Raw genomic sequence first — 23,112 nt, 5'->3', positions numbered from 1 at the left:
TCGCTGGAAGCCTGACCCGTCGTTTCCCGGGGCCGTGGCGACGGCCCCAACCCCGCTGCGGCGGTGGTGTTCACTCGGCGCGGCTGGAGACCAAGGGCGACCTGGCGTCGCTGGAAGCCTGACCCGTCGTTTCCCGGGGCCGTGGCGACGGCCCCAACCCCGTTGCGGCGGTGCTGTTCACTCGGCGCGGTTGGAGACCAAGGGCGACTTGGCGTCGCTGGAAGCTTGACAAAAAAACGCCGGCCCCAAGGGCCGGCGTTTTTTGTGGCGCAACCGACGCGGGGCGTCGGGCGGTCAGGCCCAGCCGACCATCTCGAACAGCTTGAGGATCAGGTAGGCGCAGCCACCGGCGGCCGGGATGGTCAGGATCCAGGCCCACACGATGCGCTCGATCACCCCCAGGCGCAGCGAACGCGGGTTCTTGGCAAAGCCAACGCCCATGATCGCGGTGGAGATGCTGTGCGTGGTCGACACCGGCATGCCGAAGTGCGCCGCCACGGTCAGCACCGTGGCCGAGCTGGTTTCTGCGGCAAAGCCATGGATCGGATGCAGCTTGACCATCTTGTGGCCCAGCGTCTTGATGATCTTCCAGCCGCCGGACGCCGTACCCGCTGCCATCACCACCGCGCAGGTCAGCACGATCCACATGGCGATGCCGTCCCCGGCGCTCGCATCCGGATGCATGAAGGCCAGGAACGCAGGCAGGTTGTCCAGCGCACCGGTGGCCTCGGCGCCGATCAGCGTCATGGCGATGATGCCCATGGTCTTCTGCGCATCGTTATGTCCGTGCGCGAAGCCCATGTAGGCCGCCGACACGATCTGCGCCTTGCCGAAGAACATGTTGACGAAGCGCGGGCGTGCCAGCCGACCGATCACACCGCCCACCTTGGCCAGGCCGGCGATCAGCGCCCACAGCAGCAGCATCACTGCGATGCCGAGCAGGAAACCGGCCACCGGCGAGGTGATCATCGGCACGAACACCTTCCACAGCAGGCCCTTGTTCTGCGCCCAGTTGCCCAGGCGCTCGGACCAGATCAACGCATCCCAGTTGTTGTGCGCCGCGGCCAGGCCGGCGCCGCACAGGCCACCGATCAGCGCGTGCGAGGACGAGGACGGCAGCCCTTTCCACCACGTGATCAGGTTCCAGATGATGCCGCCCAGCAGCGCGCACAGGATCACCTGCGGGGTCACGTCGACCACGTTGGTGTTGAGCAGGCCGGAGGCGATGGTCAGCGCGACGGCGGTGCCGGTCAATGCGCCGATAAGGTTCATGAAGGCCGCCAGCATGACCGCCCAACCCGGCGACAGCACCTTGGTGGCGACCACGGTGGCGATGGAGTTGGCGGTATCGTGGAAGCCGTTGATGAACTCGAAGACGAGCGCGGCGAAAATCACCACCAGGACAAGGGTCAGCATCCGTGCGGCCCGTCAGCTGTTCTTCAACACGATCTGGTACGCCACCACGCCCGCCTCGCGGCAGCGGTCGATGGCCTTCTCCAGGATCTCGAAGAACTCCTTCAGCAGGAACATCTGCAGGTGGTCCAGGCGACCGGAGTAGATGTCGCGGTACAACTCCAGCATCAGCCGGTCCGCCTCGTTTTCCAGCGCACGCAGCTTTTCGTTGAGCGCGGTCATCCGGTCCAGGTTCATGTGGCGCAGGTCGGCCACCATCTCCACCACCACGCCGGCGGCCTGTTCCAGCATCGCCGCGCGCGGGGCGAAGTCGATGTGCTCCAGGTGGGTCACGGCCAGCGAATAGCGGTCAGCGAACTTTTCGACCTGCTTGGGGATCTTGTACAGCGCCGAGCCGAGCGCTTCGATGTCCTCGCGTTCGATCGGGGTCATGAAGCTGTCCACCAGCGCCTGGCTGATCTTGTCCGACGCGGCGCGTTCACGCAGCCGGGCAAGCTTGAAGGCATCCAGCGCGGGCTGGCGGTCGGACTCGCGCATCATCGCGTGCAGGGCGCGTGCGCTGTCGCTGGCCGCGACGGCGGCCTCATCAAGCAGGGTGTAGAACTGTTTGCCGGAGCCGAAAATGGTCTGCAGAGAGAACATTGAGAAACCTGTTCGCCGTCACGGGAAGGACGGCACCAGATGGAATTATGACGGCTAGATGACCGTTCCGGGTACTCCCGGACGTTTCTGACGGAATCCGCCCCCAACCTGAACGGGCACTTGCCGCCCGCCGCCCTCTGTTTGCTAAGATGCCAGCGCGTCTCCGGGCGCACACCTATGGACGACGACCCTTACCCCCCGCCGCCGCGCCCGACCCCGGTCCCCAGCGCCTGCCGCCATCGCAGACACCCTTCTTCCCTGCCACCAACCGGGGACGATGCCCGTGTTTGAACTGATTATTGTCCTGGCCCTGATCCTGCTCAACGGCTTCTTCGCCATGTCCGAAATGTCGGTCATGACCTCGCGCAAGAGCCGGCTCAAGCAGATGGCCGCCACCAGCAAGCGCGCCGAGCGTGCGCTGGAACTGTCCGAAAAGCCGGAAAGCTTCCTGTCCACTGTGCAGATCGGCATCACCCTGATCGGCATCCTGACCGGTGTGTTCGGTGGCGAGGCGATCGGCCTGGCCATCGCCGCCTGGCTGCACGAGCTGTTCCCCGGCTTCGCCTACGCCAACCAGGTGGGCAAGGCGCTGGCCGTGGCCTTGATCACCTTCCTGACGCTGATCTTCGGCGAGCTGGTGCCCAAGCGTCTTGCCATCACCCGCTCGGAAGATATCGCCGGCCTGGTTGCCTGGCCGATGGGCTGGCTGTCGCGGATCGCCTTCCCGGCGGTCTGGCTGCTGTCCCACAGCACCCGCCTGGTGCTCCGGGTCATCGGGCTGGGCAAGGATGAAGCGGCCAGCGTGACTGAAGAAGAGATCCGCATGCTGGTGGCCGAAAGCCACGAGGCCGGCGTGATCGACGCGCACGAGCGCGACATGATGAACCGCGTGATGCGCCTGGGCGACCGCACCGCCGACAGCCTGATGACCCCGCGCAACCGGATTGCGTGGCTGGATACCCAGGGCGCGCTGGAGAAGAACCTGGAGATCATGAGCGAGAACGAGTTCTCGCGGTATCCGGTGTACCGGGACAATGACTCCGACGTGGTCGGCATCCTCGAGGTGAAGACCCTGGCCACGCGCATGGCGCGCGGTGACCATGCGCTGTTCCAGAACCTGCGCGAGGTGCTGTACGTATCCGAAAGCACCCATGCGATGAAGCTGCTGGAGATCTTCCGCGAGGAACAGCAGTCGGTCGCGCTGGTAGTGGACGAGTACGGCGAAATCCAGGGCCTGGTCACCATCAGCGACCTGATGGGCGCGGTGGTTGGCCGCCTGCAGGCCACTGAAAACGCGGACGAAGACGCGCTGGTGGTGATCCGCGAGGACGGCTCGCTGCTGGTGGATGGTTCGCTGCCGATCGAAGACCTGCGCGAGCTGCTCGGCACCAACGACCTGCCCGATGCCGAGGACGGCGATTACTACACGCTGGCCGGCATGTGCATCCACTTCTTCGGCCGCATCCCGCACGTGGGCGAATACTTCGACTGGGCCGGCTGGCGCATCGAGGTGATCGACCTGGACGGCGCGCGCGTGGACAAACTGCTGCTGCGCACCCTTTCCGACGAGCAGGCCGATGAACTCACCGCCTGATCCGGACCAGCAACCTGGCGACGGCGTCGCCGAAGACAGCGGCCCGGTCTACCGCAACGAAGGCATCCGCACCCTGCTGGCGATGTTCCAGTTCGGCGATCCCGCCCAGCACATGAAGCTCGGGCAGATCCTGCAGAACCTGCAGCAGAGCGCGTTCGGCGTGTTCCTGTTCATTGCCATCCTGCCCTCCTTCATCCCGATCCCGGGGGTGGGCGGTGCACTCAGTGGCCCGCTGGTGATCCTGATCGGCGCGCAGATGATGTGCGGCCTGCGCAAGCCATGGGTGCCCGGCTTCATTGCGCGGCGTGGGCCCCGGCGCGGCACGATGCACAGGTTCCTGGACCGTATCGATGGCGCGCTGCGCCGGCTCGACCGCCTGCTCAAGCCGCGCCGCCCGCAGCTGCTGCAGCCGGTTGCCGCGCATGCCTTCAGCGGCTTGTTGCTGGTGCTGCTGGGGATCCTGCTGTCGCTGCCGATTCCGTTCACCAACTACCTGTTCGGCTTCCAGCTGCTGCTGTTTTCGCTGGCACTGCTGGAACGCGACGGCACGCTGATGCTGGTGAACTGGATTGCCGCGGTGGTGGCGGTGGTGTTCTTCGGTTTCAGTTCCGGGCAGCTGGTCGGCTACGTGGCCGAGCTGTTCCAGCGCTGGTTCTGATCATCAGCCGAGGTGTCGAGCGGACTCGACACTTCGGGGGACTCTACGAGCGTTGCGCCGGACGCACCTGACGCTACGTTCCGTCAACGCAGGTCGACGAAGCCATTGTCGCCCAGACGCGCCGGCTCATCCTGCACCGCCGACAGCACGAAGCTCAGCGCCTTGCCGAGCAGCGTGCCCGGGCCATCCCAGTACTCGGCCGATTCGGCTTCGACGTGGATCAGGCGCAGGTTCGGATCGTCCTTGCCCTCCGGGAAGAACAGCTTCATCGCCGGCGACCACAGCTCATCGATCTTCGCCCGGTCGGCGACGATCCGCGCGGTACCTGCCACGGACACGTAACTGTTCTTCGACGGCGACGCATAGGCCACGTTGACCCGCGGATTCAGCGCGATCTCGGCCACTTTCGGGCTGTCCGCCGAAGTGGCGAACCACAGGTCGCCATCGAACTCCACTTCCTGGGTGCCCAGCGGGCGGCTGTACAGGCGGCCATCGACGCCGGTGGTGGTGAACATCGCCACCTCGACGTCCTTGATCAGGGCGGCAAGCTGGGTGATGTGCTGCTGGCGATCTGCATTCATGGGGTTGCTCCTTGGTAGAGCTCCATCTCACGCGAGCGCCGTGCAACGCCGCGTGAGGTGGATGTTCAGTGCGCGTGGTGGCGTGCGCGCGGCATTCAGGCAGCGTGGCGGGCGTGCCAGGCCTGCATGGCGAGTTCGAACGAGCGCAGGCGCGCGCGATGGTCGTAGATGTTCGCGGTCAGCAGCAGTTCGTCGGGCTGGTGGCGGTCCACGAAGGCGGCGATGCCCTCGCCCACCTGCTGCGCGTCGCCCAGCACGGTGCACGCCAGCGCGCGCTCCACGCCCACCTTTTCATGCGGCTGCCAGAAGGTGTCGATGTCATCCACCGGTGGCGGAATCCGGCCCGGGTTGCCCCGGCGCAGGTTGACGAAGCTCTGCTGCTGGCTGGTGAACAACCGTCGCGATTCGGCTTCGCTTTCGCTGGCCACCACGTTCAGGGCCAGCATCGCGTGCGGACGCTTGAGCGTGGCCGATTCGCGGAAATCACGGCGGTAGACCGCCAGCGCCTCATCCATCGAATCCGGGGCGAAATGCGAAGCGAACGCGTACGGCAGGCCCAACGAGGCGGCCAGGCGCGCGCCGAACAGACTGGAGCCCAGGATCCACACCGGCACCCGCAGGCCAGCCCCCGGCACCGCCTGCACGGCCTGCCCCGGCTGCGCGGGCTCGAAGTAATGCAGCAGCTCGCGGACATCCTGCGGGAACTGGTCGGCGCTGTCGAAATAGCGCCGCAGCGCGCGGGCGGTGGGCTGGTCGGTACCGGGCGCGCGGCCCAGCCCCAGGTCGATGCGGTCCGGGTACAACGAGGCCAGCGTGCCGAACTGTTCGGCGGCCTGCAGCGGGGCATGGTTGGGCAGCATGATGCCGCCCGCCCCGACGCGAATGCGCTGGGTGCCACCGGCGACATGACCGATCAGCACCGCGGTGGCGGCGCTGGCGATGCCCGGCATGTTGTGGTGTTCGGCCAGCCAGAAACGGCGGTAGCCCAGCGCATCGGCCTGCTGGGCCAGTTCGAGCATGTTGGCGAAGGCGGCGGTGGTGTCACTGCCCTCGCAGACCGGGGCCAGGTCGAGGATCGACAGGGGAATCATCAGGCGGGCATTCCATGAGGAGATGCACACGGTATGGGGCCGTGTGGACACGCTTGCCAGTGTCGATGGCGGGACGCTGATTCCCGTGGCCCGGCAACCCGGCAGGGTCAGAACGCGCTGGGCTTGGGCTCCGGCAGCGGCTGGTCCACCAGCGGGTGCAGCTGCGCATCCAGTGCCACCCGCTCGTCGAACACGAAACAGCGGCCTTCGTAGCCTTCGCCGCCCACTTCCTCGAAATAGCCCAGGATGCCGCCGTCCAGCTGCAGCACGTTGTCCATGCCGTCGTTGCGCATCCACAGCGCGGCCTTTTCACAGCGGATGCCGCCGGTGCAGAAGCTCACCACGGTGCTGTCTTTCAACGCCTCGCGGTGCGGTGCCAGCGCTGCCGGAAGGTCGGTGAACTTTTCGATCGGCAGCACCAGCGCATCCTGGAAAGTACCGAATTCGACCTCCTGCAGGTTGCGCGTATCGAGCATCACCACCGGCTTCCCGGCATCGTCGTGGCCCTGGCGCAGCCAGCGCTGCACGGTGGCCGGATCGACCGCGGGGGCGCGCGGATACTCCAGCGGCTGGCCATCATCCCGGCGGAAGCTGATGATTTCATCCTTGACCTTCACCTTCAGGCGGGCGAACGGCTGGTGCTCGCTATAACTTGTCTTCACCCGCATGCCTGCAAACCGCGCGTCGGCGTGCAGCGCCGCGTAGAACCCGTCGATATCGGCCTGTGCACCGGCGAGGAACAGGTTCAACCCCTCCCCGGCCACCAGGATGCTGCCGCGCAGGTGGGCGGCCTCGGCCCGTGCGAGAAGCTGGTCGGCCAGCTGCAGGGGATGGTCGATGGTGACGAAGTGGTAGGCGGCGGTATTGGCGATCATCCGCCCATTTTACCCGCTGGCCGCCCGCTCAGCCGCGCAGCAGCATGAACGGAAGCAGCACCAGCGCGGCCGCCGCCAGCATGCCCAGCAGCACCAGAACCACGAACCCCGGCCGACGCCGCAGCAGGCTGCCGAAGGTTTCCGCGCTGCCGTCGCGCAGGGCCTGCTCGCGCTGGGCGCGCATGCGGACGCTGCGCTCGGCCTGGTAGGCGCCCATCAGCTCGCGGGCGCGTGGATGGTCGGCATCCTCGCGCAGCCACAGGCCCCCGTTGGAGATGCCCCACGGGCTCGGTTCGGTGCGGTACCACGCGATCCGGTGCTGGTCCAGCAACGTGCAGACATCGTGGTATTCGTCATCGCCGACGTGGCGCAGGTTGAGCAGGAGTTTCGACATGGTGCCCATCATACGGCCACAGGCCATCCCTACACCGTCTGTTGGCACTGTCCGATAACGTTGTGGGGCTGCCTTTTGAGAACCTTGCCCTGCCGCATTCGGCGGCGATCCTATCGAAGGAAACATCATGGGCATTTGGAACATTCCGTTTCTGATCTCCGGCGCAGTCCAGGTCGCCGACCTGCAGCTCAACGCACAGGAAATCGCGCTGCTGGGCTGACGCCGGTTGATCGACAGGCTGCAGCCCTCCTGCGGGCGGGCTGCAACCGTCGCAGCCGTGGTACCCCTCCCAGCGCAGGCGTGCAGACCATGACCACCCCCGACGTTCCCGAGGAACGACACTTCAGCCTGCCCGACGCCACACGGCGCATCCAGGCAGCCTACGATGCCCTGGGCATCCGCTACGCCACCAGCGTCATCGGGCGGGACCCCTGCGCGGCCTTGACCGAGCTGCATGACGCCGATGGCACGCTGCTCACCGGCGGATGGGGCAAGGGCGCGCGCGAGGCGGCGACGGTCGGTTCGCTGTACGAGGCGATGGAGCACCTGCTGATGAATCGCCACGCCGGCCATGGTGCGCAGGTTCGTGCCGTGGAGGAGCTGATCGCGCTGCTGGATCCGGACCTCACCCGCTACCTGCCTGGTGCGCTGCTGTTCGACCAGATCGAAGAAACCATCGCCACCCGGCGCTACACCGGCCTGGGGGGCGCGACGGACTTTCACTACCCGGTTGCACTCTCCGCGCCCACCTACCCCGACGCACCGCTGCCTGCGGACACGTTTGATTACGCTCCCCTGCGCCGCTATGCCAGCAACAGCGGCACCGCGATCGGCGGCAGCCTGGAAGAGGCGCTGCTGCACGCACTGAACGAGTGCGCCGAACGCGACGCCATTTCCCTGTTCCTGCTCTCCCACTTCTTCCACGCCGGCAACGAAGCGCTGCGCGTGGTCAGTCCTGCCGGCCTTCCGGCTGATGTCGCCGATCTGTACCGCCAGGTCAGCCAGTGCGTGGATGCCGATATCTGCCTGCTCGACATTTCCAGCACGCCAGGCATCACCAGCTGCCTTGCGGTCGCCCACCTCTGCTACGACCACGCACGCCCGTATGGCGCTGGCGCTTCACTCAATCCAGCCCACGCCGCGCGCAGGGCCCTGCACGAGCTGCTGCAGTCGCATCTGGCGCTTGCCAGCGACGCCGCCCCGGCACGCGCCGGTCGGGCAGCGTCGGTCCATCCCGTGCAGCTGCTGCAGCAATGGCCGCGGCTGCAGCCCAGCGCGCGCATGGACATCGAAGACCGGCTGGCGAGCCAACCGATCGTTGCCGTCCGGTTGGAAGACCGACCGGCAGGGCCGGTGGCGTCGCAGATCCAGCAAATCAGCCAAGCCCTGCAGGCAGATGGGCTGGTTGCCGGCTACAACGTGATCCAGACCTTCGACAACGGCATCACGCTGGTCAACGCGGTCGTGCCGCGCTTTGAGCGTTTCTACCTCGTTACCCTTGGCCACGTCGTGGTGCCGGGTCGGCGCGGCGGTGCACCGGGCGCCTCCGGCGAGCGGTAGTGACGGCCGCTGGCCGTCAAACCCGACAGATTACGGTAGTGACCGCCGCTGGCCGTCAAGTGCTGGCGATCACGTTGACGGCCAGCGGCCGTCACTACCGGCGCCTAGCCTGCGTTCCCGCGCGATGCGCTACCCTTGCATCCCTTCGATTTGGATGCCGCCCATGCGCCGCCTGCTCGCTCCCCTGCTGCTGTCCCTGGCCCTCGCGGCGTGCGCGCCGGCCGGCCCGCCGCCGGGTGGCACCATCGCCGCCTTTGAAACCATCGATACCCAGCCCGGTACCGGCGCGGTCGCCACGCCGGGCAGCAAGGTCACGGTGCACTACACCGGCTGGATCTACGACGAACGCGCTGCGGACAAGCATGGCAAGACCTTCGACAGCTCGGTGACCCGTGGCGAACCGTTCTCGTTCGATCTCGGCGGTGGCCAGGTCATCCGCGGTTGGGATGAAGGCGTAGCGGGCATGAAGGTAGGCGGCAAGCGCACGCTGATGATCACCCCGGACATGGGCTACGGACAGCGCAGCGTAGGGCCGATCCCGGCCGGCTCGTCGCTGGTGTTCGATGTCGAGCTGCTTGATGTCCAGCCCCGCTGATCCTGCCATCACAGCCCGTGTCGCGGTGATCGGCGGCGGACCGGCAGGCCTGTTCGCCGCCGAACAGTTGTGTGCGGCCGGGCTGTCGGTGGATCTGTACGAGGCCAAGGGCTCGCCCGGGCGGAAGTTCCTGATCGCCGGCAAGGGTGGCTTGAACCTGACCCATTCCGATCCCCGTCCGCTGTTCGACAGCCGCTATCGCGAACAGACCGCTGCGGTCGCCGGATGGCTGGACGCGTTCGATGCCGACGCGCTGCGTCGCTGGGCGGCCGGCCTTGGCGTGGAGACCTACGTGGGGAGCTCCGGGCGCGTGTTTCCGGTGGACCGCAAGGCCGCCCCGCTGCTGCGTGGCTGGGTGCGCCGGCTGAAGGAACAAGGCGTGCGTTTCCACGTGCAGCATCGCTGGCAGGGCTGGGACGCCGACGGCGCGCTGTGTTTCGCCACCGAAGACGGCCAGCGCAGCGTGCACGCCGATGCCACGCTGCTCGCGCTCGGCGGTGGCAGCTGGCCGCAGCTGGGCTCGGATGGGGCGTGGATGCCGCTGCTGCAGTCGCGCGGGGTCGCCCTGGCGCCGCTGCAGGCAGCCAACTGTGGCTTCGATGTGCCATGGACCGCGTGGTTCGTCCAGCGCAACGCCGGCACGCCGCTGAAGTCCGTGGTGGCCCATTGGACCGACCTGCAGGGCACGCCGCGGCACCTGCAGGGCGAATGCGTGGTGAGCGAGTACGGCATCGAAGGCAGCCTGGTCTATGCGCTGTCGGCCGACCTGCGCGAGACGATCGACCGCGACGGCAGCGCAACGCTGTGGCTGGACCTGGTGCCGGGACGCGAGCAGGACCGCCTGGCCGCCGACCTGGCGCGACCGCGCAACGGCCGCAGCTTCGGCGAGCACCTGCGTCGGCAGACCGGCGTCGATGCGGTGAAGGCATCGCTGCTGTTCGAGGTGCTGGGCAAGGACGCCGGGCAGGACATCGCCGCGGTGGCCGCCACGCTCAAGCGCCTGCCCGTGCACCTGCAGCGCCCGCGACCGATGGCCGAGGCGATCAGCACCGCGGGCGGAGTCACGCTGCCGGCGCTGGATTCCGGACTGATGTTGACGGTCCTGCCGGGCGTATTCTGCGCCGGCGAGATGCTGGACTGGGAAGCGCCCACCGGCGGCTACCTGCTGACCGCCTGCTATGCCAGCGCCAAGCGGGCGGCCGAGGGTGTGATCAACTGGCTAGCGCAGCGCTGACGCCGCCGGCCGGCGCATGCGCCTGGCGGCGAGCGTGATGCCACTGGGGTGCGGGTACGCCTGTTCCCCTTCGTCCAGGAAACCGGCACGCTGGTAGAACGCGACCGCGTTGAGCGAGGCCGACAGCAGCACGTCCCGCCGCGGATCGGCCAGTGCCAGCAGACGCTCCAGCACCGCCTGGCCCAGGCCTTTTCCGGCCTGCTCCGGGGCCACGAACAACGCATCCACTTCATTGTCCTGCAGCACCAGGATGCCGTAGCCGAGCAACCTTCCGTGCGCGTCGTCGGCCACCACGCAGCCCCCTTCCGCGATCAGCCCCGGGTAACGCGGCGGCGGTGGCGATGCGGCCCAGCGCGTGATCACCTCCGGCGGATAGTGGCTGCGGCACAGTTCGCGCACGCAGCGCGTGCGCAGCTCCCACAGCGCTGGCGCATCCTCGGGACGTCCGCCACGGAAGTGCGGCAACGCGTCCAGGCTCATCGCGATTTGCTCGCGCGCAACGCCTGGATGCGTGCCGGCGGCTGGAACGAATCACTGCGCGCATCGGCCCAGAAATCGTGGAAGACCGCGTGGTCCGGCACCTGGCGCAGCAGCTCGCCCGGGGCGAGGTAGCGGTACAGCGAGGCCAGCGAACGGATCTCCACCGGCGATACCCGGCGCAGGATGTGTTCCGGGCCCAGCTCGGCCGGATCATTCAGTCCGGCCGCGCACAGCAGTTCCTTCAACGCATGCAGGGTGTGCCGGTGGTAGTTGTGCACCCGTTCGGCCTTGTCGGTCGGGTCCAGGCTGCGCCAGCGCGCCGGGTCCTGGGTGGCGATGCCGGTCGGGCACTTGTCGCTGTGGCAGCTGAGCGACTGGATGCAGCCCAGCGCGAACATGAAACCGCGCCCGGCATTGCACCAGTCCGCCCCCAGCGCGATGATCCGCGCGATGTCGAAGGCACTGGTGATCTTGCCGGCCGCGCCCAGCCGGATGCGGTCGCGCAGGTCCAGGCCGACCAGCGTGTTGTGCACCAGCAGCAGCGCTTCGTGCATCGGCACGCCGACATGGTCGACGAACTCGGCAGGGGCCGCGCCGGTCCCGCCTTCGGCGCCGTCGACAACGATGAAATCGGGCAGCAGGCCGGTCTCGCTCATCGCCTTGGCGATGCCGAACCATTCCCAGGGATGGCCGATCGCCAGCTTGAAACCGACCGGCTTGCCGCCGGACAGCTCGCGCAGGCGGGCGACGAACTGCAGCAGTTCGATCGGCGTGGAGAACGCCGAGTGCCGCGAAGGCGACACGCAGTCCACGCCCATCGGCACGCCGCGGGTCTCGGAGATCTCCGCGCTCACCTTGGCCGCCGGCAGCACGCCGCCGTGGCCGGGCTTGGCGCCCTGGGACAGCTTGATCTCGATCATCTTGACCTGATCGGTGGTCGCGTTGGCCACGAAGCGCTCTTCGCTGAAGCTGCCATCATCATGGCGGCAGCCGAAGTAGCCCGAGCCGATTTCCCACACCAGGTCGCCCCCCATCTCGCGGTGGTACCGCGAAATCGAGCCTTCGCCGGTGTCATGGTGGAAGCCACCGCGCCGCGCGCCCTCGTTTAGCGCGCGGATCGCATTGGCCGACAGCGAGCCGAAGCTCATCGCCGAGATGTTGAACACGCTGGCCGAATAGGGCTTGGCGCAGTTCGGGCCGATCAGCACGCGGAAATCGCTGTGGCCGATGCTGGTTGGCGCGAGCGAATGGTTGATCCACTCGTAGTCCACCGCGTACGTGCTGCGCAGCGTACCGAACGGCACCACGTCCATTTCATTCTTGGCGCGCTGGTAGATCAGCGCGCGCTGCTGGCGCGAGAACGGCACATCTTCCAGGTCGCTCTGCACGAAGTACTGGCGGATTTCCGGACCGATCGATTCCAGTCCATAACGGAAATGCGCCAGCACCGGATAGTTGCGGCGCAGCGTGCTGCGCGCCTGCAGCAGGTCCCAGGTGCCCAGCACCACCAGTGCGGCCGTCAGCCCAACCCCCCAGTACCAGGCGACCCAGTACGTGGCCAGCCACAGGCAGACCGGAAACAGGATGATGGCGAGCACGTAGGCCAGGTAGCGGTGCATGGCGTTCCTTTCGGGATGGCTGCAACCAGTCTACCCGCGCCGCCGTCAACGCTGCGGCAGCCGCTTACAGGCGGCCGTCCACCGAAGCACGTGGCCAGGCCGACTTGACGTCGTAGACGATGCCGCCCGGTGCCTGCAGGGCCGCGATCTGCGCCGCATCCATGTCCAGGAACGCGGCATGCGCCACCGCCAGCACCACCGCATCGTAGGCGCCGGGTTCCGGACGCGCCACCCAGTGCACCGCCGCGTCGGCCAATGCCGCCGGCCCCACCCACGGATCATGCACGTCCACCCGCGCGCCACTGGCCTGGAGCTGTTCGGCCAGTTCCAGCGCACGGCTGTTGCGCAGGTCCGGACAGTCTTCCTTGAAGGTCACGCCGAGCACCAGGATGCGGACCTGTTCCGCGCTGCGTCCGCGATCGGCCAGCAGCGACAGAACGCGCTCGGCCACGTGCGCCCCGACCCGGTTGTTGACCTGGCGCGCGGTATGGATGAGGTCGGGGTGGTAGCCCACGCTTTCCGATTTGTGCAGCAGGTAATACGGGTCCACGCCGATGCAATGGCCACCCACCAGTCCCGGCCGGAACGGCAGGAAATTCCACTTGCTGCCGGCCGCGTCGAGCACGTCCTGGGTATCGATGCCGAGCTTGTCGAAGATCAGCGCCAGTTCGTTGACCAGCGCGATGTTGACGTCGCGCTGGATGTTTTCCACCACCTTGGCGGCCTCGGCCACGCGCATCGACGGCGCCGGGAACGTGCCGGCGGTGATGATCCGGCGATACAGCGCGTCCACTACCGCGGCCACCTCCGGGGTGGAGCCTGAGGTGATCTTGCGGATATCAGCCAAGCGGCGGTTGCGGTCACCGGGGCTGACCCGCTCCGGGCTGTAGCCGCAGTAGAAATCCTGGTTGAAACGCAGTCCGGAGCCGGCCTCCAGCAGCGGAATGCAGACTTCCTCGGTGGTGCCGGGATACACGGTGGATTCGTACACCACCAGGTCGCCGGCCTTCAGTACGCTGGCCACCCGTTCACTGGCCGAACGCAGCGGCCCCAGGTCTGGCTGTTCGTGCGCGTCGATCGGCGTGGGCACGGTGATGATGTAGATATTGCACGCAGCCAGTTCGGCGGCATCGGCACTGCAGCGCAGCAGCGGGGCACCGGCCAGCTCGCCGTCTTCCAGTTCCAGGGTGTGGTCATGGCCCTGCTGCAGTTCGGCAACGCGCGCGGCATCGATGTCGAAGCCCAGGGTGGGGAACAACCGCCCGAAGGCGACCGCCAACGGCAGGCCGACATACCCCAGGCCGATGATTGCAGGGCGCGGGGACGTGGCCGCCGACACCGGGCTGCCCTGACGCTGCGACCCTGCTGCGCGATGCGCGTTTGAACTCTCCATTGCGCACCCGCCTCCGATTCAAAGAGGCACAAGGGTAACCGCCATGCCCGGCGCTGACCACGCTTGCGCTCTCAGGAGCCGAGGCTGACCGCCGCCGGCTCCAGTTCGCCATCGCCGCCGGTCCAACTGCGCAGCAGCAGCGCCAGCCCCTGCCCGGCCGCGGGTCGGCCGGCGCTGATGCCGGTCCAGGGTGCGTTGATGATGTGGGTCATCGTCAGCGGATCGATGCGCCGGTTGGCCATGGTCCAGTGCGGGAACCAGCGCGTGCCCACCGCCCCGGCGGCCAGTTGCCGCACGCCGTGGTGGACGCTGGCGTTGAGCACCCGGCCGTACACCGAATCGAGTCCATCGCGCGGGCCTTCCAGGTACTGCAGGAAGCGTTCGCCATCGAACATCAGCACCCCGGTGACGCCGGCCATCCGGTTGAACGCCGTCGCATCGGCCAGCAGCGCATCCAGCTCCTGCGGCGCCAGCGCCGAACGGGCCTGGCTGACGTAGGCAATCGCGTGCAACGGCATGCTCACTCCCTGGCCCCTGACGAAGCCGAATATGGCATGAACAACGCGTGGTTGACAGCGTCGCGGCGCAGACCGCGCAGCGGGTCACGATTTCACGCACGCGCGCCGCCATTCCAAATTCGCGCCCCGTGGTGCACCCTATGCCGCGCGGCCCGGATGGCGAAACTGGTAGACGCAGCGGACTTAAAATCCGCCGACCGCAAGGTCTTGCCGGTTCGATCCCGGCTCCGGGCACCAGAACGGCTTGCCAGCACCACGCGATGCCTCACAGCGCACGCGAATACCGCGCCGGTTGTCCCGGCTGCGACAGGTAGCGGTCAAAGCACATCGCCAGCAGGCGAAGCAGCGGGCGGCCCTTGGCCGTGGCCCGCACCACCCCGGCATCCACCTCGACCAGGCCATCGGCCTGCAGGCGGTGCAGCTGCGCCAGCGCATCGGCGAAGTACACCTCGAACGCGATCGCGCGTGCGCTGCACAACGCGCCGACATCGACTTCGCCATGGCACATCAACCGCTGGATGATCTCCGCGCGCAGCAGGTCGTCCGGGTCCAGCTGCACGCCGCGCCACACCGGCAGATGTCCCGCATCCACCGCCGCCTCCCACGCCGGCAGCTCGCGCGGATTCTGGCTGTAGCTGCTGGCCACGGTGCTGATCGCGCTCACCCCCAGCCCCAGCAGGTCGGTATCGGCATGGGTGGTATAGCCCATGAAATTGCGGTGCAGCTGTCCGGCGCGCTGGGCGCGCGAGAGGTCCTCTTCCGGCAGCGCGAAATGATCCATGCCGATGTACTGGTAACCGGCCTGCAGCAGCCGCTCAACCGCCAGCCCGAGCAGTGCCAGCTTCTGCTCCGGCGCGGGCAGGCGCGATTCATCGATCTGCCGCTGCGCGCGGAACAGCTGCGGCAGGTGCGCGTAGCCATACACCGCCAGACGATCCGGGCGCAGCGCCAGCACCTGCTGCAGGGTGCGCCCGAAGCCGGCCAAGGTCTGTCCGGGCAGGCCGTAGATCAGGTCCACGTTGACCGAACGCATGCCGTGATCGCGGCAGGCCTGCAGGATGTCCAGCGTCTGCTCCACGCCCTGCAGGCGGTTGATCGCCGCCTGCACCTGCGGATCGAAATCCTGCACGCCTAGGCTGGCCCGGTTGAACCCCAGTCCGGCCAGCCGCGCCACGTCGTCGCGGTCGATGAAACGCGGATCGAGTTCGATGGAAAAATCGCGCTCAGGCGACGCGCTGAAACGGAAGCGCTGGCGCAGTCCTTCGACCAGCTCGGCCATCGCTTCGCCGGTGAGGAAATTCGGCGTGCCGCCGCCCAGGTGCAGCTGGATCACCTCGCGCTGCGGATCGATGTGCGAGGCGACCAGGTCCGCCTCGGCCAGCACCCGCGCCACGTAAGCATGGCCACGGCTGCGGTCGCGGCTGATGATCCGGTTGCAGCCGCAGTAGAAACACGGGCTGCTGCAGAACGGCACGTGCACGTACAGCGACAGCGCACGCGCCTGCGCGTTGCTGCAGACCAGCGTCGCGGTCAGCTCGGCCTCGCCGAATCCCTCATGGAAATGCGGCGCGGTCGGGTAGGAGGTATAGCGCGGGCCGGCCTTGTCGTGGCGGCGCAGGGTCGCCGCGTCGAAACACCAGGCCAGGCCGCCTTCAACAGGTGAGTACGTGTCCATGCCTGCAGCGTGCGCGCGGGCGTGCGCGGGCGCCTTGACCGAGATCAATCCGCGCGCATATCAGCCGACGATGGGCAGGCCGATCGATGGCAGGCGCAGCATCCGGTAGCGCTTCCAGAAGGTATCGGCGATGCGCGCGGCGATGTCGTCGGCCAACCGCTGCATGTCCGGGTTGGCACTTTCCGCCGACGTCACCCTGAACAACACCAGCCAGCGATCGAACAGGTCACGGTCCATGTCATCGATGGCCATGTGCTTGGACATCGGCGAGCCCTGGAAACGCCGCGTGCCGCGCAGCAGGGCCGACCAGAAATCGACCAGCTGGGACAGGTGGGTCGGCCAGTCCTGCACATGGGCGGTGAACACCGGACCCAGCCGGGGCTCGTCGCGCACGCGCGCGTAGAAGTCGTGGACCAGTCGGGTCACTTCCGCTTCGGTGCAGAGGTCGGGGGAGGCTTCGGGCAACGGGGGCGGCAGGGTATCCATGGAATCCGGGCGAATGTGATGGCGCATGATCGCATTGGCCTGCACAACGCCCGCTTGATCAGGATCAAGGACGCTGGCCAGCCCGCTTTCTACAGTGACACCCTGCCGGTGGGCCGTTGCGTGCCCCTGCCGGTGTCCACCGCCCTTCCTGCCGGACTGTGCCGCATGCCCCGACAGTGCACCACCGACGCCGATCCACGCCCCCGGCAGCGCCTGCATGCCCTTGGCGTGATCCTGTGGCCCGGTTTCATCGCCGCCGGACTGGCGTGTGCGGTGTTGTTCGCCTTCGTCGATCCGCTGCGTCTGGGTGACATCGCCGTTCCCGGCCTTGGCATCAGTCGTGGGCTGGGCTACACGCTGGGGTTCTTCATGACCTGGGGCATCACCAGCCTGTCCAGCGCCGCTACCTGGTACCTGCTGCGGCCGGCGCCGGCGCAGCCCGGGGACGACGACGAGGTGCCGCTGGGATGAACCGGCCTGCGCTGCTGTCACGAACCCGGACGTGGCTACCTGTCGGGCTGCTGGTCGCTTTCCACGCCCTGCCTTGGCTGCGCTGGGACGGTCGCCAGGCGGTGCTGCTGGACCTGGTGGAGCGCCGCTTCGATGTGTTCGGCCTGACCCTGTGGCCCAGCCAGGCCGGCCTGCTGCTGGGAGTGATGGCGGTGCTCGCCACAATGCTGGCGCTGCTCACTCATCTGGCCGGCCGCCTGTGGTGTGGCCATGCCTGTCCGCAGACCGTGTGGAGCACGCTGTTTTCGTGGGTGGAGCGCGGCACGCGGCGTCTGTTCGGGCACTCCCGTGCAGAGCCGGTCGCGCGGCATGCGCTGTGGATCGGCATCGCACTGTGGACTGCATTGAGCTTCGTCGGCCTGTTCACGCCCCTCCAATCGCTGCTGGCGCGCGCCGCTGCCCTGCGGCTGGGCGGCTTCGAATCGTTCTGGGTCGCTTTCTACGCCGTGGCGACCTGGGGAAACGCGGGCTTCCTGCGCCGTCACGTGTGCCGCCTGCTGTGTCCCTTCGCGCGTCTGCAGCCGCTGCTGTGCGATGGGCACACCCCGCGCATGCTGTACCACGCGCCGCGTGGCGAGCCGCGCGGGCCCCGGCGGCCGGGAGGCGGCAGCATCGCCCAGCGCGGACGCGGCCTGCTCGATGCCAGCACCGCACAGGATTACGTATTCCGCTGGGCCCATCCGCAGCTGGCCGGACCGATGCCGCGTTTCGCCGATGATCGACTGGGGGACTGCACCGACTGCCGACACTGCGTACAGGCATGCCCGATGGCGCTGGACGTGCGCGACGGCCCGCAGGCCGATTGCCTGGACTGCGGCGCCTGCGCCGTGGCCTGTGATCAGTCGCAGCAGGCGGCGGGGCTGGGCCATGGGCTCATCCAGTACATCAGCCCGCGGGCCCTGGCCGGTGACCGGGCGCAGTGGATACGACCGCGCACCCTGGCGCTGTCGGGACTGCTGATCCTGGTACTGGTCCTGGTGCTGCTGGGTGCCGCGCTGGCGGGGTGAGTCAGGGCGATGGCGGCTCGGACGGCGGCACCAGCTGGGCGTGCCGGACAATGCCAAGCTGCTCGATCAGCAGGGCCATGTCGTTGGTGACCTGGGTGCGCTCACGCCCCTCCGGCACCAGACGCGCCAGCACCCGCTGGTAGGTATTCCAGAACTCCGGGCCGCATCCATGCCGCTGGTAGCTGTCCTGCAACTCGTCGCGAACCTGGTCGGCCAGGTTCTGTCTGCCGTAATCCATGTACGACCTCCACGAAATCGGTGGCAGCGGGGATGCGGGGGCATCCGGCGAGGCAACGCGATGCCTATGAATTAGACATTTTTTTGTCTACGCGTCAATGACACAGCGGACACATTCTGTGCACCGCCCTGAACCATTCAGATCAGATCGCGCTATGAGGCCGCTTGAGGCAAGTGCCTTCCAGACGTTGCCCTCACCACGCATGCGTAGGCTGCAAGGCTGGATACCTCGAAGGAACCCCCATGGAGTTGAGCGAAAAGCAGCAACGCATTCTGGAAGCGATCCAGGCCACCCGCCCGATCGCGGAAGAAGACGCAGCCTGGGCGGTGCAAGTCGGCCTTGCGGCGCATGGCGAAGATGGCGATATCGATCTGACCCAGGAAGGTCGGCGTTACGTGGATTCTTCAAGCCTTTAGCCTGCGCAGGCTGGCGCCATGGGCGTCGCCGATCCCGCCGCGGCGCTGGCACAGGTCCTGCGCCACGGGCACCACTAACGTTTCCACTGGAATGCGACGGAAGGGCGCGAGATGTTCGCTGCATCGCATTCGCGCGCCCAAGCGCCCCGCCCCGTGGAGTGACTGATGATCAACGCCGCCCTGCTCTCGCAGATCCTGATGTGCCCGCTGGCGCTGGCGCAGAGGTGGACCGAGCCGTTGAACGAGGCGATGCAGCGCTTCGAGATCAACACGCCACGGCGCATCGCGCATTTCCTCGCACAGATCGGCCATGAAAGCCTGAGCCTGCAGCACCTGCAGGAAAACCTGTCATACAGCCGCAAACGCATCGGTGAAGTGTTCGGTCGGCGCCTGTCCGACGCCGAACAGCCGCAGTACGTGCGCAAGCCGGAGCGGCTGGCCAACCGGGTGTATGCCAACCGCAATGGCAACCGTGACGAAGCCAGTGGCGATGGCTATCGCTATCGCGGCCGCGGACCGATCGCCCTGACCGGCCGCGACAACTATCGCCGCATCGGCGAACTGCTCGACCTGCCGCTGGAAGAGCAGCCCGAGCTGCTGGAATCATCGGAAGTGGGCGCATTGGCCGCCGCCGCGTGGTGGCAGGACGCCGGCCTCAATGCACTGGCCGACCGCGATGACCTGCTGGGCGTGAGCCGACGGATCAACCTGGGATCGAGCACCAGCAAGGCCACGCCGGAGGGCATGGCGGACCGCACGATGCGCACCAGCCGGGCGCTGCTGGTGTTGGGTGTGGGGTCGGCCAGATAACAGAAAGCGCGCCAGGGCCGGATTCCTGCATCGAGCAGCATCCTTCAATTCAGCCCCGTACATTCGTGTCCGCCTTCGAAAAAAAACTGCCCACTGCGCGCCAGAGCGGTCCGCAACCCTCTTGAGGATTCCTTCAAAATTTTCTGGGTAGACCTGGTCTGCGAACCAATGGAATTGGCATGCCTGGGATGGCATTGGGTTGGTTCCGGGCTAAGTCTGGCGGGGATAAGATTTTCGCCGCAGTAGCTGATGGTGGAAGGGTTCTTGTCATTCCGACCACCGCCGGTTACTCCATCTTGGTATCGCCCGACGAGCCCGACGCGCTTCTTGAGGAATTGGCTGGAACCGCTCAATAGCCCAGTTGTGCTACATGCAACCACTACAGGCCGGGTGCACCGCTCCTCACTTGAGGCCTCAGCCAGACGCTGATGGTTCTTCCCCAAGGGCCATAGTCTGGCGCAGCCACTGGTGAGGTCGTTCTGGAATGGACGACGGCCGGCGGTGCACCCGCCTTCACGTCAGGGCGTACTTTGAAACTTCTCAGAGCCTACGACAAGTGATACGGCGACAACCAACATTGTAATCACCATCAGTATTAGAAGCGCCGCTGATAGACTTGGTTTCTGTAGCGAAACCAATCCAGAGATCAGGAACAGCAGAGGAAGGACAGCAAGTCGATTCCCAGCCCAGCGATGAAGGGCGGAAGGGTCTTTTACCCGCGCGTAGTTGACGATATTGAGCGGCCGCGATTCTCCTGCGAAGCGAACAGCCAGTGCTGGAATGAGGAGTACCGGTACAAGCAATAGTTGAATGATCGCAAGCAGTACCGCCATCTTAGTTCGCTCCAATTTCTAGTTTCGGCATTAAATCGGGAAACGCCTTATGCAGCTTGAATCTGCAATGCCATAAACAGATAGTGCCCGCCCTGCACTTTTGGTTCAACTTCCAAGTGCAACGACCGTCATGCAGATATGCCATGGCAGCACGCTGGCCTTCACTGCCTTGACTTAACTACCAAGCGCAGCACCTTCCACTCCGGCAGGGTTCGTGCATGTCAGCGCTGAAGATCGCGCCGTGGTCCAGATTGTGCTCCAGGTTGGCAAAGGCGCACGGTCGATGGCGCGCCGCATTGGGCGTAGGGCTCTGACCGTCTCCCGCGAGATCCGTCGCCAAGAAGCACGTTCTGGATCGCCGCCGAGGCGGCAGGAATTACCGCGTGTGCCTACGGAGATGTGTGCGCGGCCACCGCCTGACAGAGGGAACCGGGCTCTTCCAGTTCGTTCGCGATCATCTCGCGTTTTACCGATCGTCTGCTCAACAGATTGCCGCCAAGCTGCTTGCGATCCACCTGACGCCCCCTGCCAGGGCATGAGTCCTAAAACCATCTACGCAAGCATCTACGCCATCCGGGCGGAGACTCGTCAGGAGTCTCTCAAGGGTGGCCGGCCAGCTCATCACGTGCGCTTGAGTTAAAGCGAATCGGCGCGATGACTTTCCACGTCGTCCCAGAAATCACTACTGTGTTCGCCCGTGATGATGTAGCAAAACAAGCTCGATATCACTACAGGGCCAATATTGGTCTTGGTCAAACCTAGCCATTCGAACCACCTCCACCTATGGCACAGAAGTGGCGGAATCGAACCACTTTCGAAAAAGCAAGTGCCCGCCAATCCAGGCGGGCATTCGCGGGAAACTTCGCGCGTCATCGCCAGCGTGTAACACGACAGCGAGGGTCATTGAACGCGAAGGTTTCCTTTCTTGTAATCATACGCGCTGAGCCCCCAACGATATGCGCCACCTTTGACGCCCGAGTTTGAGTAGGTGTAGGTCCACGATTCACTATCGCCGTTAGGTCTGTTCTGCATGATTGTGATCACCTCGCCAGGCTGACCAGTAGATGGCAGACCTACCGGCGGGCTCGAGCCAGGCGATTGGGCTACTGCATTGCCGTCGGAGCGAGCCTCAGTCACTACAGTTATCTGACCGCCGTCCAGCATCGGTGCGTACTCAGGAGACTGGGCGCGTATCCATGCGTATATTGCAGCTGACTGAGGGGAGCCCGGCGTGTAGACCGTCTGCGTCGTGGAGACAGTGGTGGACGAGAAATCTCGAGCGGCGACGCTCGGCGCCCTTACGAAGAAATAGCCGCCCAACGTGAGAGCGGTTGCCACAGCGATACTTGAAAGTCGAATCATCACGCTAATCATCCTTGGCCATGAGAGACAGACTAAGTCCTCACCGCGGTCCTTACACGGCACGGACCGCTCCTGTATTCCAAGTCTGTCAGCAGATGTCAAGCAGAGGCTTTGCACGTGCTTCCCTGAACGGAGGGCGCTGTTCTGAATTCCAATGAGCCGACATTACGGCCAGCGGCACGGTCATGGTGAGCTGGGGCGCGCCGATGCTGGGGCCTGGTATATGCGGTCAAACTGGCGCGACAGCTGTGACGTGATCTTCTCCAATGCCTACTTATCGGGGTTGCCACCCCACCAGCGAAACAGGTGCAGTTCGGATCCGCCACCGTAGGCGGTGAGCTTCGCCACCAGCACCGACGACATGGGCACCTGGCGCTTGCTGCCGTTCTTGGTCTTGCTCAGGAAAATCGTTGGCCGCTCCAGGTCAATCTGGCCGCGCTCCAGCGTGTACATCTCCCGGATGCGCATGGCCGACTCCAGTGCCATATCAAACAGCAGGGTCAGCGCCTCCGAGTAGCGCAGCTCGAGCGGGCGCTGCCGGCCTTCCGCTTCAACTCGCGTACACGCACTCGGCGCACGCTGACGCGAGTCTGCCACCCGAAACCGCGTGGCAACCCGATGATTTCGGCCCAAATCAGGAAATTGTGGAGGTGCCCGCCAAACGCCAGGCATAAAAAAGCCCTGATAAATCAGGGCTTTTCAACTGGAGGCCTGGGTCGGAATTGAACCGGCGTACGCGGCTTTGCAGGCCGCTGCATAACCACTCTGCCACCAGGCCGGTGTACAGCTACCAGGAATGCGATGTCCTGGTAAGACGAAACCCCTGTCGGGGCCTGTCGGGATTTGGAGCGGGAAACGAGACTCGAACTCGCGACCTCAACCTTGGCAAGGTTGCGCTCTACCAACTGAGCTATTCCCGCGTGAGGCCGACATGCTACCGGAAGACCCGGAACCACACCAGCGTTTTCACGCTTTGAAACACCGCTTTTCCGCTGCGCCGCCAGCGTCTGCCGGCATCGCCCCGCACGGCCGGTGCGGGAGAAAAACAAAGCCCCTTCCGGGGCCCGGTAAAACTGGAGCGGGAAACGAGACTCGAACTCGCGACCTCAACCTTGGCAAGGTTGCGCT

The 23,112-nt window shown here is 66.1% G+C and carries 27 protein-coding genes and 3 tRNA genes; 12 read left to right on the top strand and 18 right to left on the bottom strand.

Features of this window, described 5'->3' with window-relative positions:
* Positions 1-294: 294 nt before the first annotated feature.
* Positions 295-1,416, bottom strand: coding sequence for an inorganic phosphate transporter (locus RTX79_RS16745; RefSeq protein ID WP_057508308.1), 1,122 nt, complete (start codon positions 1,414-1,416; stop codon positions 295-297).
* 12 nt (positions 1,417-1,428) lie between these two features.
* Entirely contained in the window at positions 1,429-2,055 is a 627-nt protein-coding gene (locus tag RTX79_RS16740) for a DUF47 domain-containing protein (protein ID WP_057508307.1), read from the bottom strand.
* Between the two features lie 283 nt (positions 2,056-2,338).
* On the opposite strand from RTX79_RS16740, the gene RTX79_RS16735 reads away from it, so the two are divergent.
* The gene (locus RTX79_RS16735) at positions 2,339-3,649 is read left to right on the top strand and encodes a hemolysin family protein (RefSeq protein WP_057508306.1); all 1,311 of its coding nucleotides are present in this window, start codon (positions 2,339-2,341) and stop codon (positions 3,647-3,649) included.
* Complete coding sequence (locus RTX79_RS16730) at positions 3,633-4,307, top strand: exopolysaccharide biosynthesis protein (RefSeq protein WP_057508305.1); 675 nt, start codon at positions 3,633-3,635, stop codon at positions 4,305-4,307. Before RTX79_RS16735 ends, RTX79_RS16730 begins: the two co-directional genes overlap by 17 nt.
* Before the next feature lie 83 nt (positions 4,308-4,390).
* Here the strand turns inward: RTX79_RS16730 and RTX79_RS16725 are convergent, their stop codons facing one another.
* From RTX79_RS16725 to RTX79_RS16710, 4 genes are all read right to left on the bottom strand, one after another.
* The gene (locus RTX79_RS16725; RefSeq protein WP_057508304.1) at positions 4,391-4,888 is read right to left on the bottom strand and encodes a pyridoxamine 5'-phosphate oxidase family protein; all 498 of its coding nucleotides are present in this window, start codon (positions 4,886-4,888) and stop codon (positions 4,391-4,393) included.
* Positions 4,889-4,983: 95 nt separating this feature from the next.
* Positions 4,984-5,979 carry an LLM class flavin-dependent oxidoreductase gene (locus RTX79_RS16720; protein WP_042613017.1) on the bottom strand — a complete coding sequence of 332 codons (996 nt, stop codon included), beginning with the start codon at positions 5,977-5,979 and terminating at the stop codon, positions 4,984-4,986.
* 107 nt (positions 5,980-6,086) lie between these two features.
* On the bottom strand, positions 6,087-6,854 hold the full coding sequence (locus RTX79_RS16715; RefSeq protein ID WP_312684888.1) for a sulfurtransferase: 768 nt from the start codon (positions 6,852-6,854) through the stop codon (positions 6,087-6,089).
* A gap of 28 nt (positions 6,855-6,882) precedes the next feature.
* Positions 6,883-7,248 (bottom strand): DUF6164 family protein, encoded by a 366-nt coding sequence (locus RTX79_RS16710; protein WP_312684886.1) that lies wholly within the window; start codon positions 7,246-7,248, stop codon positions 6,883-6,885.
* A gap of 309 nt (positions 7,249-7,557) precedes the next feature.
* On the opposite strand from RTX79_RS16710, the gene RTX79_RS16705 reads away from it, so the two are divergent.
* The 3 genes from RTX79_RS16705 (at position 7,558) to RTX79_RS16695 (ending at position 10,637) form a co-directional block, all read left to right on the top strand.
* Positions 7,558-8,808 carry a YcaO-like family protein gene (locus RTX79_RS16705; RefSeq protein WP_312684884.1) on the top strand — a complete coding sequence of 417 codons (1,251 nt, stop codon included), beginning with the start codon at positions 7,558-7,560 and terminating at the stop codon, positions 8,806-8,808.
* Positions 8,809-8,971: 163 nt separating this feature from the next.
* Positions 8,972-9,403 (top strand): FKBP-type peptidyl-prolyl cis-trans isomerase, encoded by a 432-nt coding sequence (locus RTX79_RS16700; protein ID WP_057508326.1) that lies wholly within the window; start codon positions 8,972-8,974, stop codon positions 9,401-9,403.
* On the top strand, positions 9,387-10,637 hold the full coding sequence (locus RTX79_RS16695; RefSeq protein WP_312684881.1) for a TIGR03862 family flavoprotein: 1,251 nt from the start codon (positions 9,387-9,389) through the stop codon (positions 10,635-10,637). Before RTX79_RS16700 ends, RTX79_RS16695 begins: the two co-directional genes overlap by 17 nt.
* Here the strand turns inward: RTX79_RS16695 and RTX79_RS16690 are convergent.
* The 4 genes from RTX79_RS16690 to RTX79_RS16675 all read right to left on the bottom strand — a co-directional run bounded on the left by RTX79_RS16690 (position 10,623) and on the right by RTX79_RS16675 (position 14,647).
* Positions 10,623-11,117: a GNAT family N-acetyltransferase gene (locus tag RTX79_RS16690; RefSeq protein ID WP_312684879.1), complete on the bottom strand. Its 495-nt coding sequence runs from the start codon at positions 11,115-11,117 to the stop codon at positions 10,623-10,625. The genes RTX79_RS16695 and RTX79_RS16690 overlap by 15 nt on opposite strands.
* Positions 11,114-12,736, bottom strand: a complete 1,623-nt coding sequence (locus RTX79_RS16685) for an FMN-binding glutamate synthase family protein (RefSeq protein ID WP_309686762.1) — start codon at positions 12,734-12,736, stop codon at positions 11,114-11,116. The genes RTX79_RS16690 and RTX79_RS16685 overlap by 4 nt, the downstream gene beginning before the upstream one ends.
* A 64-nt stretch (positions 12,737-12,800) precedes the next feature.
* The gene (locus tag RTX79_RS16680) at positions 12,801-14,129 is read right to left on the bottom strand and encodes a nucleotide sugar dehydrogenase (protein ID WP_312684875.1); all 1,329 of its coding nucleotides are present in this window, start codon (positions 14,127-14,129) and stop codon (positions 12,801-12,803) included.
* A 71-nt stretch (positions 14,130-14,200) separates the two neighbouring features.
* Positions 14,201-14,647, bottom strand: a complete 447-nt coding sequence (locus tag RTX79_RS16675; protein WP_312684873.1) for a BLUF domain-containing protein — start codon at positions 14,645-14,647, stop codon at positions 14,201-14,203.
* Positions 14,648-14,797: 150 nt separating this feature from the next.
* On the opposite strand from RTX79_RS16675, the gene RTX79_RS16670 reads away from it, so the two are divergent.
* Positions 14,798-14,884: transfer RNA gene (locus RTX79_RS16670), tRNA-Leu, on the top strand.
* Between the two features lie 28 nt (positions 14,885-14,912).
* Here the strand turns inward: RTX79_RS16670 and hemN are convergent.
* Positions 14,913-16,322 carry an oxygen-independent coproporphyrinogen III oxidase gene (gene hemN / locus RTX79_RS16665; RefSeq protein ID WP_312684871.1) on the bottom strand — a complete coding sequence of 470 codons (1,410 nt, stop codon included), beginning with the start codon at positions 16,320-16,322 and terminating at the stop codon, positions 14,913-14,915.
* 60 nt (positions 16,323-16,382) lie between these two features.
* Positions 16,383-16,808 carry a group III truncated hemoglobin gene (locus tag RTX79_RS16660; protein ID WP_312684870.1) on the bottom strand — a complete coding sequence of 142 codons (426 nt, stop codon included), beginning with the start codon at positions 16,806-16,808 and terminating at the stop codon, positions 16,383-16,385.
* Between the two features lie 165 nt (positions 16,809-16,973).
* Here RTX79_RS16660 and RTX79_RS16655 point away from each other — a divergent pair, with 165 nt between their 5' ends.
* Positions 16,974-17,279: a hypothetical protein gene (locus tag RTX79_RS16655; RefSeq protein WP_312684915.1), complete on the top strand. Its 306-nt coding sequence runs from the start codon at positions 16,974-16,976 to the stop codon at positions 17,277-17,279.
* The gene (locus tag RTX79_RS16650; protein WP_312684868.1) at positions 17,276-18,325 is read left to right on the top strand and encodes a 4Fe-4S dicluster domain-containing protein; all 1,050 of its coding nucleotides are present in this window, start codon (positions 17,276-17,278) and stop codon (positions 18,323-18,325) included. The genes RTX79_RS16655 and RTX79_RS16650 overlap by 4 nt, the downstream gene beginning before the upstream one ends.
* A gap of 1 nt (position 18,326) precedes the next feature.
* Here RTX79_RS16650 and RTX79_RS16645 read toward each other — a convergent pair whose 3' ends face one another.
* Positions 18,327-18,563: a hypothetical protein gene (locus RTX79_RS16645; RefSeq protein ID WP_312684866.1), complete on the bottom strand. Its 237-nt coding sequence runs from the start codon at positions 18,561-18,563 to the stop codon at positions 18,327-18,329.
* 242 nt (positions 18,564-18,805) lie between these two features.
* Between RTX79_RS16645 and RTX79_RS16640 the strand changes: the two genes are divergently transcribed.
* The 3 genes from RTX79_RS16640 (at position 18,806) to RTX79_RS18325 (ending at position 20,145) form a co-directional block, all read left to right on the top strand.
* Positions 18,806-18,979 (top strand): hypothetical protein, encoded by a 174-nt coding sequence (locus RTX79_RS16640; protein WP_312684864.1) that lies wholly within the window; start codon positions 18,806-18,808, stop codon positions 18,977-18,979.
* Positions 18,980-19,144: 165 nt separating this feature from the next.
* Positions 19,145-19,789, top strand: coding sequence for a glycoside hydrolase family 19 protein (locus RTX79_RS16635; protein WP_312684862.1), 645 nt, complete (start codon positions 19,145-19,147; stop codon positions 19,787-19,789).
* Positions 19,790-19,932: 143 nt separating this feature from the next.
* Entirely contained in the window at positions 19,933-20,145 is a 213-nt protein-coding gene (locus RTX79_RS18325) for a PH domain-containing protein (protein ID WP_428696029.1), read from the top strand.
* Between the two features lie 162 nt (positions 20,146-20,307).
* Here RTX79_RS18325 and RTX79_RS16630 read toward each other — a convergent pair whose 3' ends face one another.
* The gene (locus RTX79_RS16630) at positions 20,308-20,622 is read right to left on the bottom strand and encodes a hypothetical protein (RefSeq protein ID WP_312684860.1); all 315 of its coding nucleotides are present in this window, start codon (positions 20,620-20,622) and stop codon (positions 20,308-20,310) included.
* A 214-nt stretch (positions 20,623-20,836) separates the two neighbouring features.
* On the opposite strand from RTX79_RS16630, the gene RTX79_RS18320 reads away from it, so the two are divergent.
* Positions 20,837-21,262, top strand: coding sequence for a helix-turn-helix domain-containing protein (locus RTX79_RS18320; RefSeq protein WP_428696028.1), 426 nt, complete (start codon positions 20,837-20,839; stop codon positions 21,260-21,262).
* A 992-nt stretch (positions 21,263-22,254) separates the two neighbouring features.
* Here RTX79_RS18320 and RTX79_RS16625 read toward each other — a convergent pair.
* The 4 genes from RTX79_RS16625 to RTX79_RS16610 all read right to left on the bottom strand — a co-directional run.
* Positions 22,255-22,581 (bottom strand): tyrosine-type recombinase/integrase, encoded by a 327-nt coding sequence (locus RTX79_RS16625; protein ID WP_312684858.1) that lies wholly within the window; start codon positions 22,579-22,581, stop codon positions 22,255-22,257.
* 107 nt (positions 22,582-22,688) lie between these two features.
* Positions 22,689-22,762: transfer RNA gene (locus RTX79_RS16620), tRNA-Cys, on the bottom strand.
* 66 nt (positions 22,763-22,828) lie between these two features.
* A tRNA-Gly gene (locus RTX79_RS16615) sits at positions 22,829-22,904 on the bottom strand.
* A gap of 14 nt (positions 22,905-22,918) precedes the next feature.
* On the bottom strand, positions 22,919-23,112 hold a 194-nt coding region (locus RTX79_RS16610), incomplete at its 5' end, for a hypothetical protein (RefSeq protein ID WP_312684856.1).

The organism is Stenotrophomonas chelatiphaga, assembly GCF_032054965.1.
Classification (GTDB): Bacteria; Pseudomonadota; Gammaproteobacteria; order Xanthomonadales; family Xanthomonadaceae; genus Stenotrophomonas; species Stenotrophomonas chelatiphaga.
Note: the sequence above shows the minus strand (reverse complement) of the source record. Positions and strands in the feature narration are given on the sequence as shown.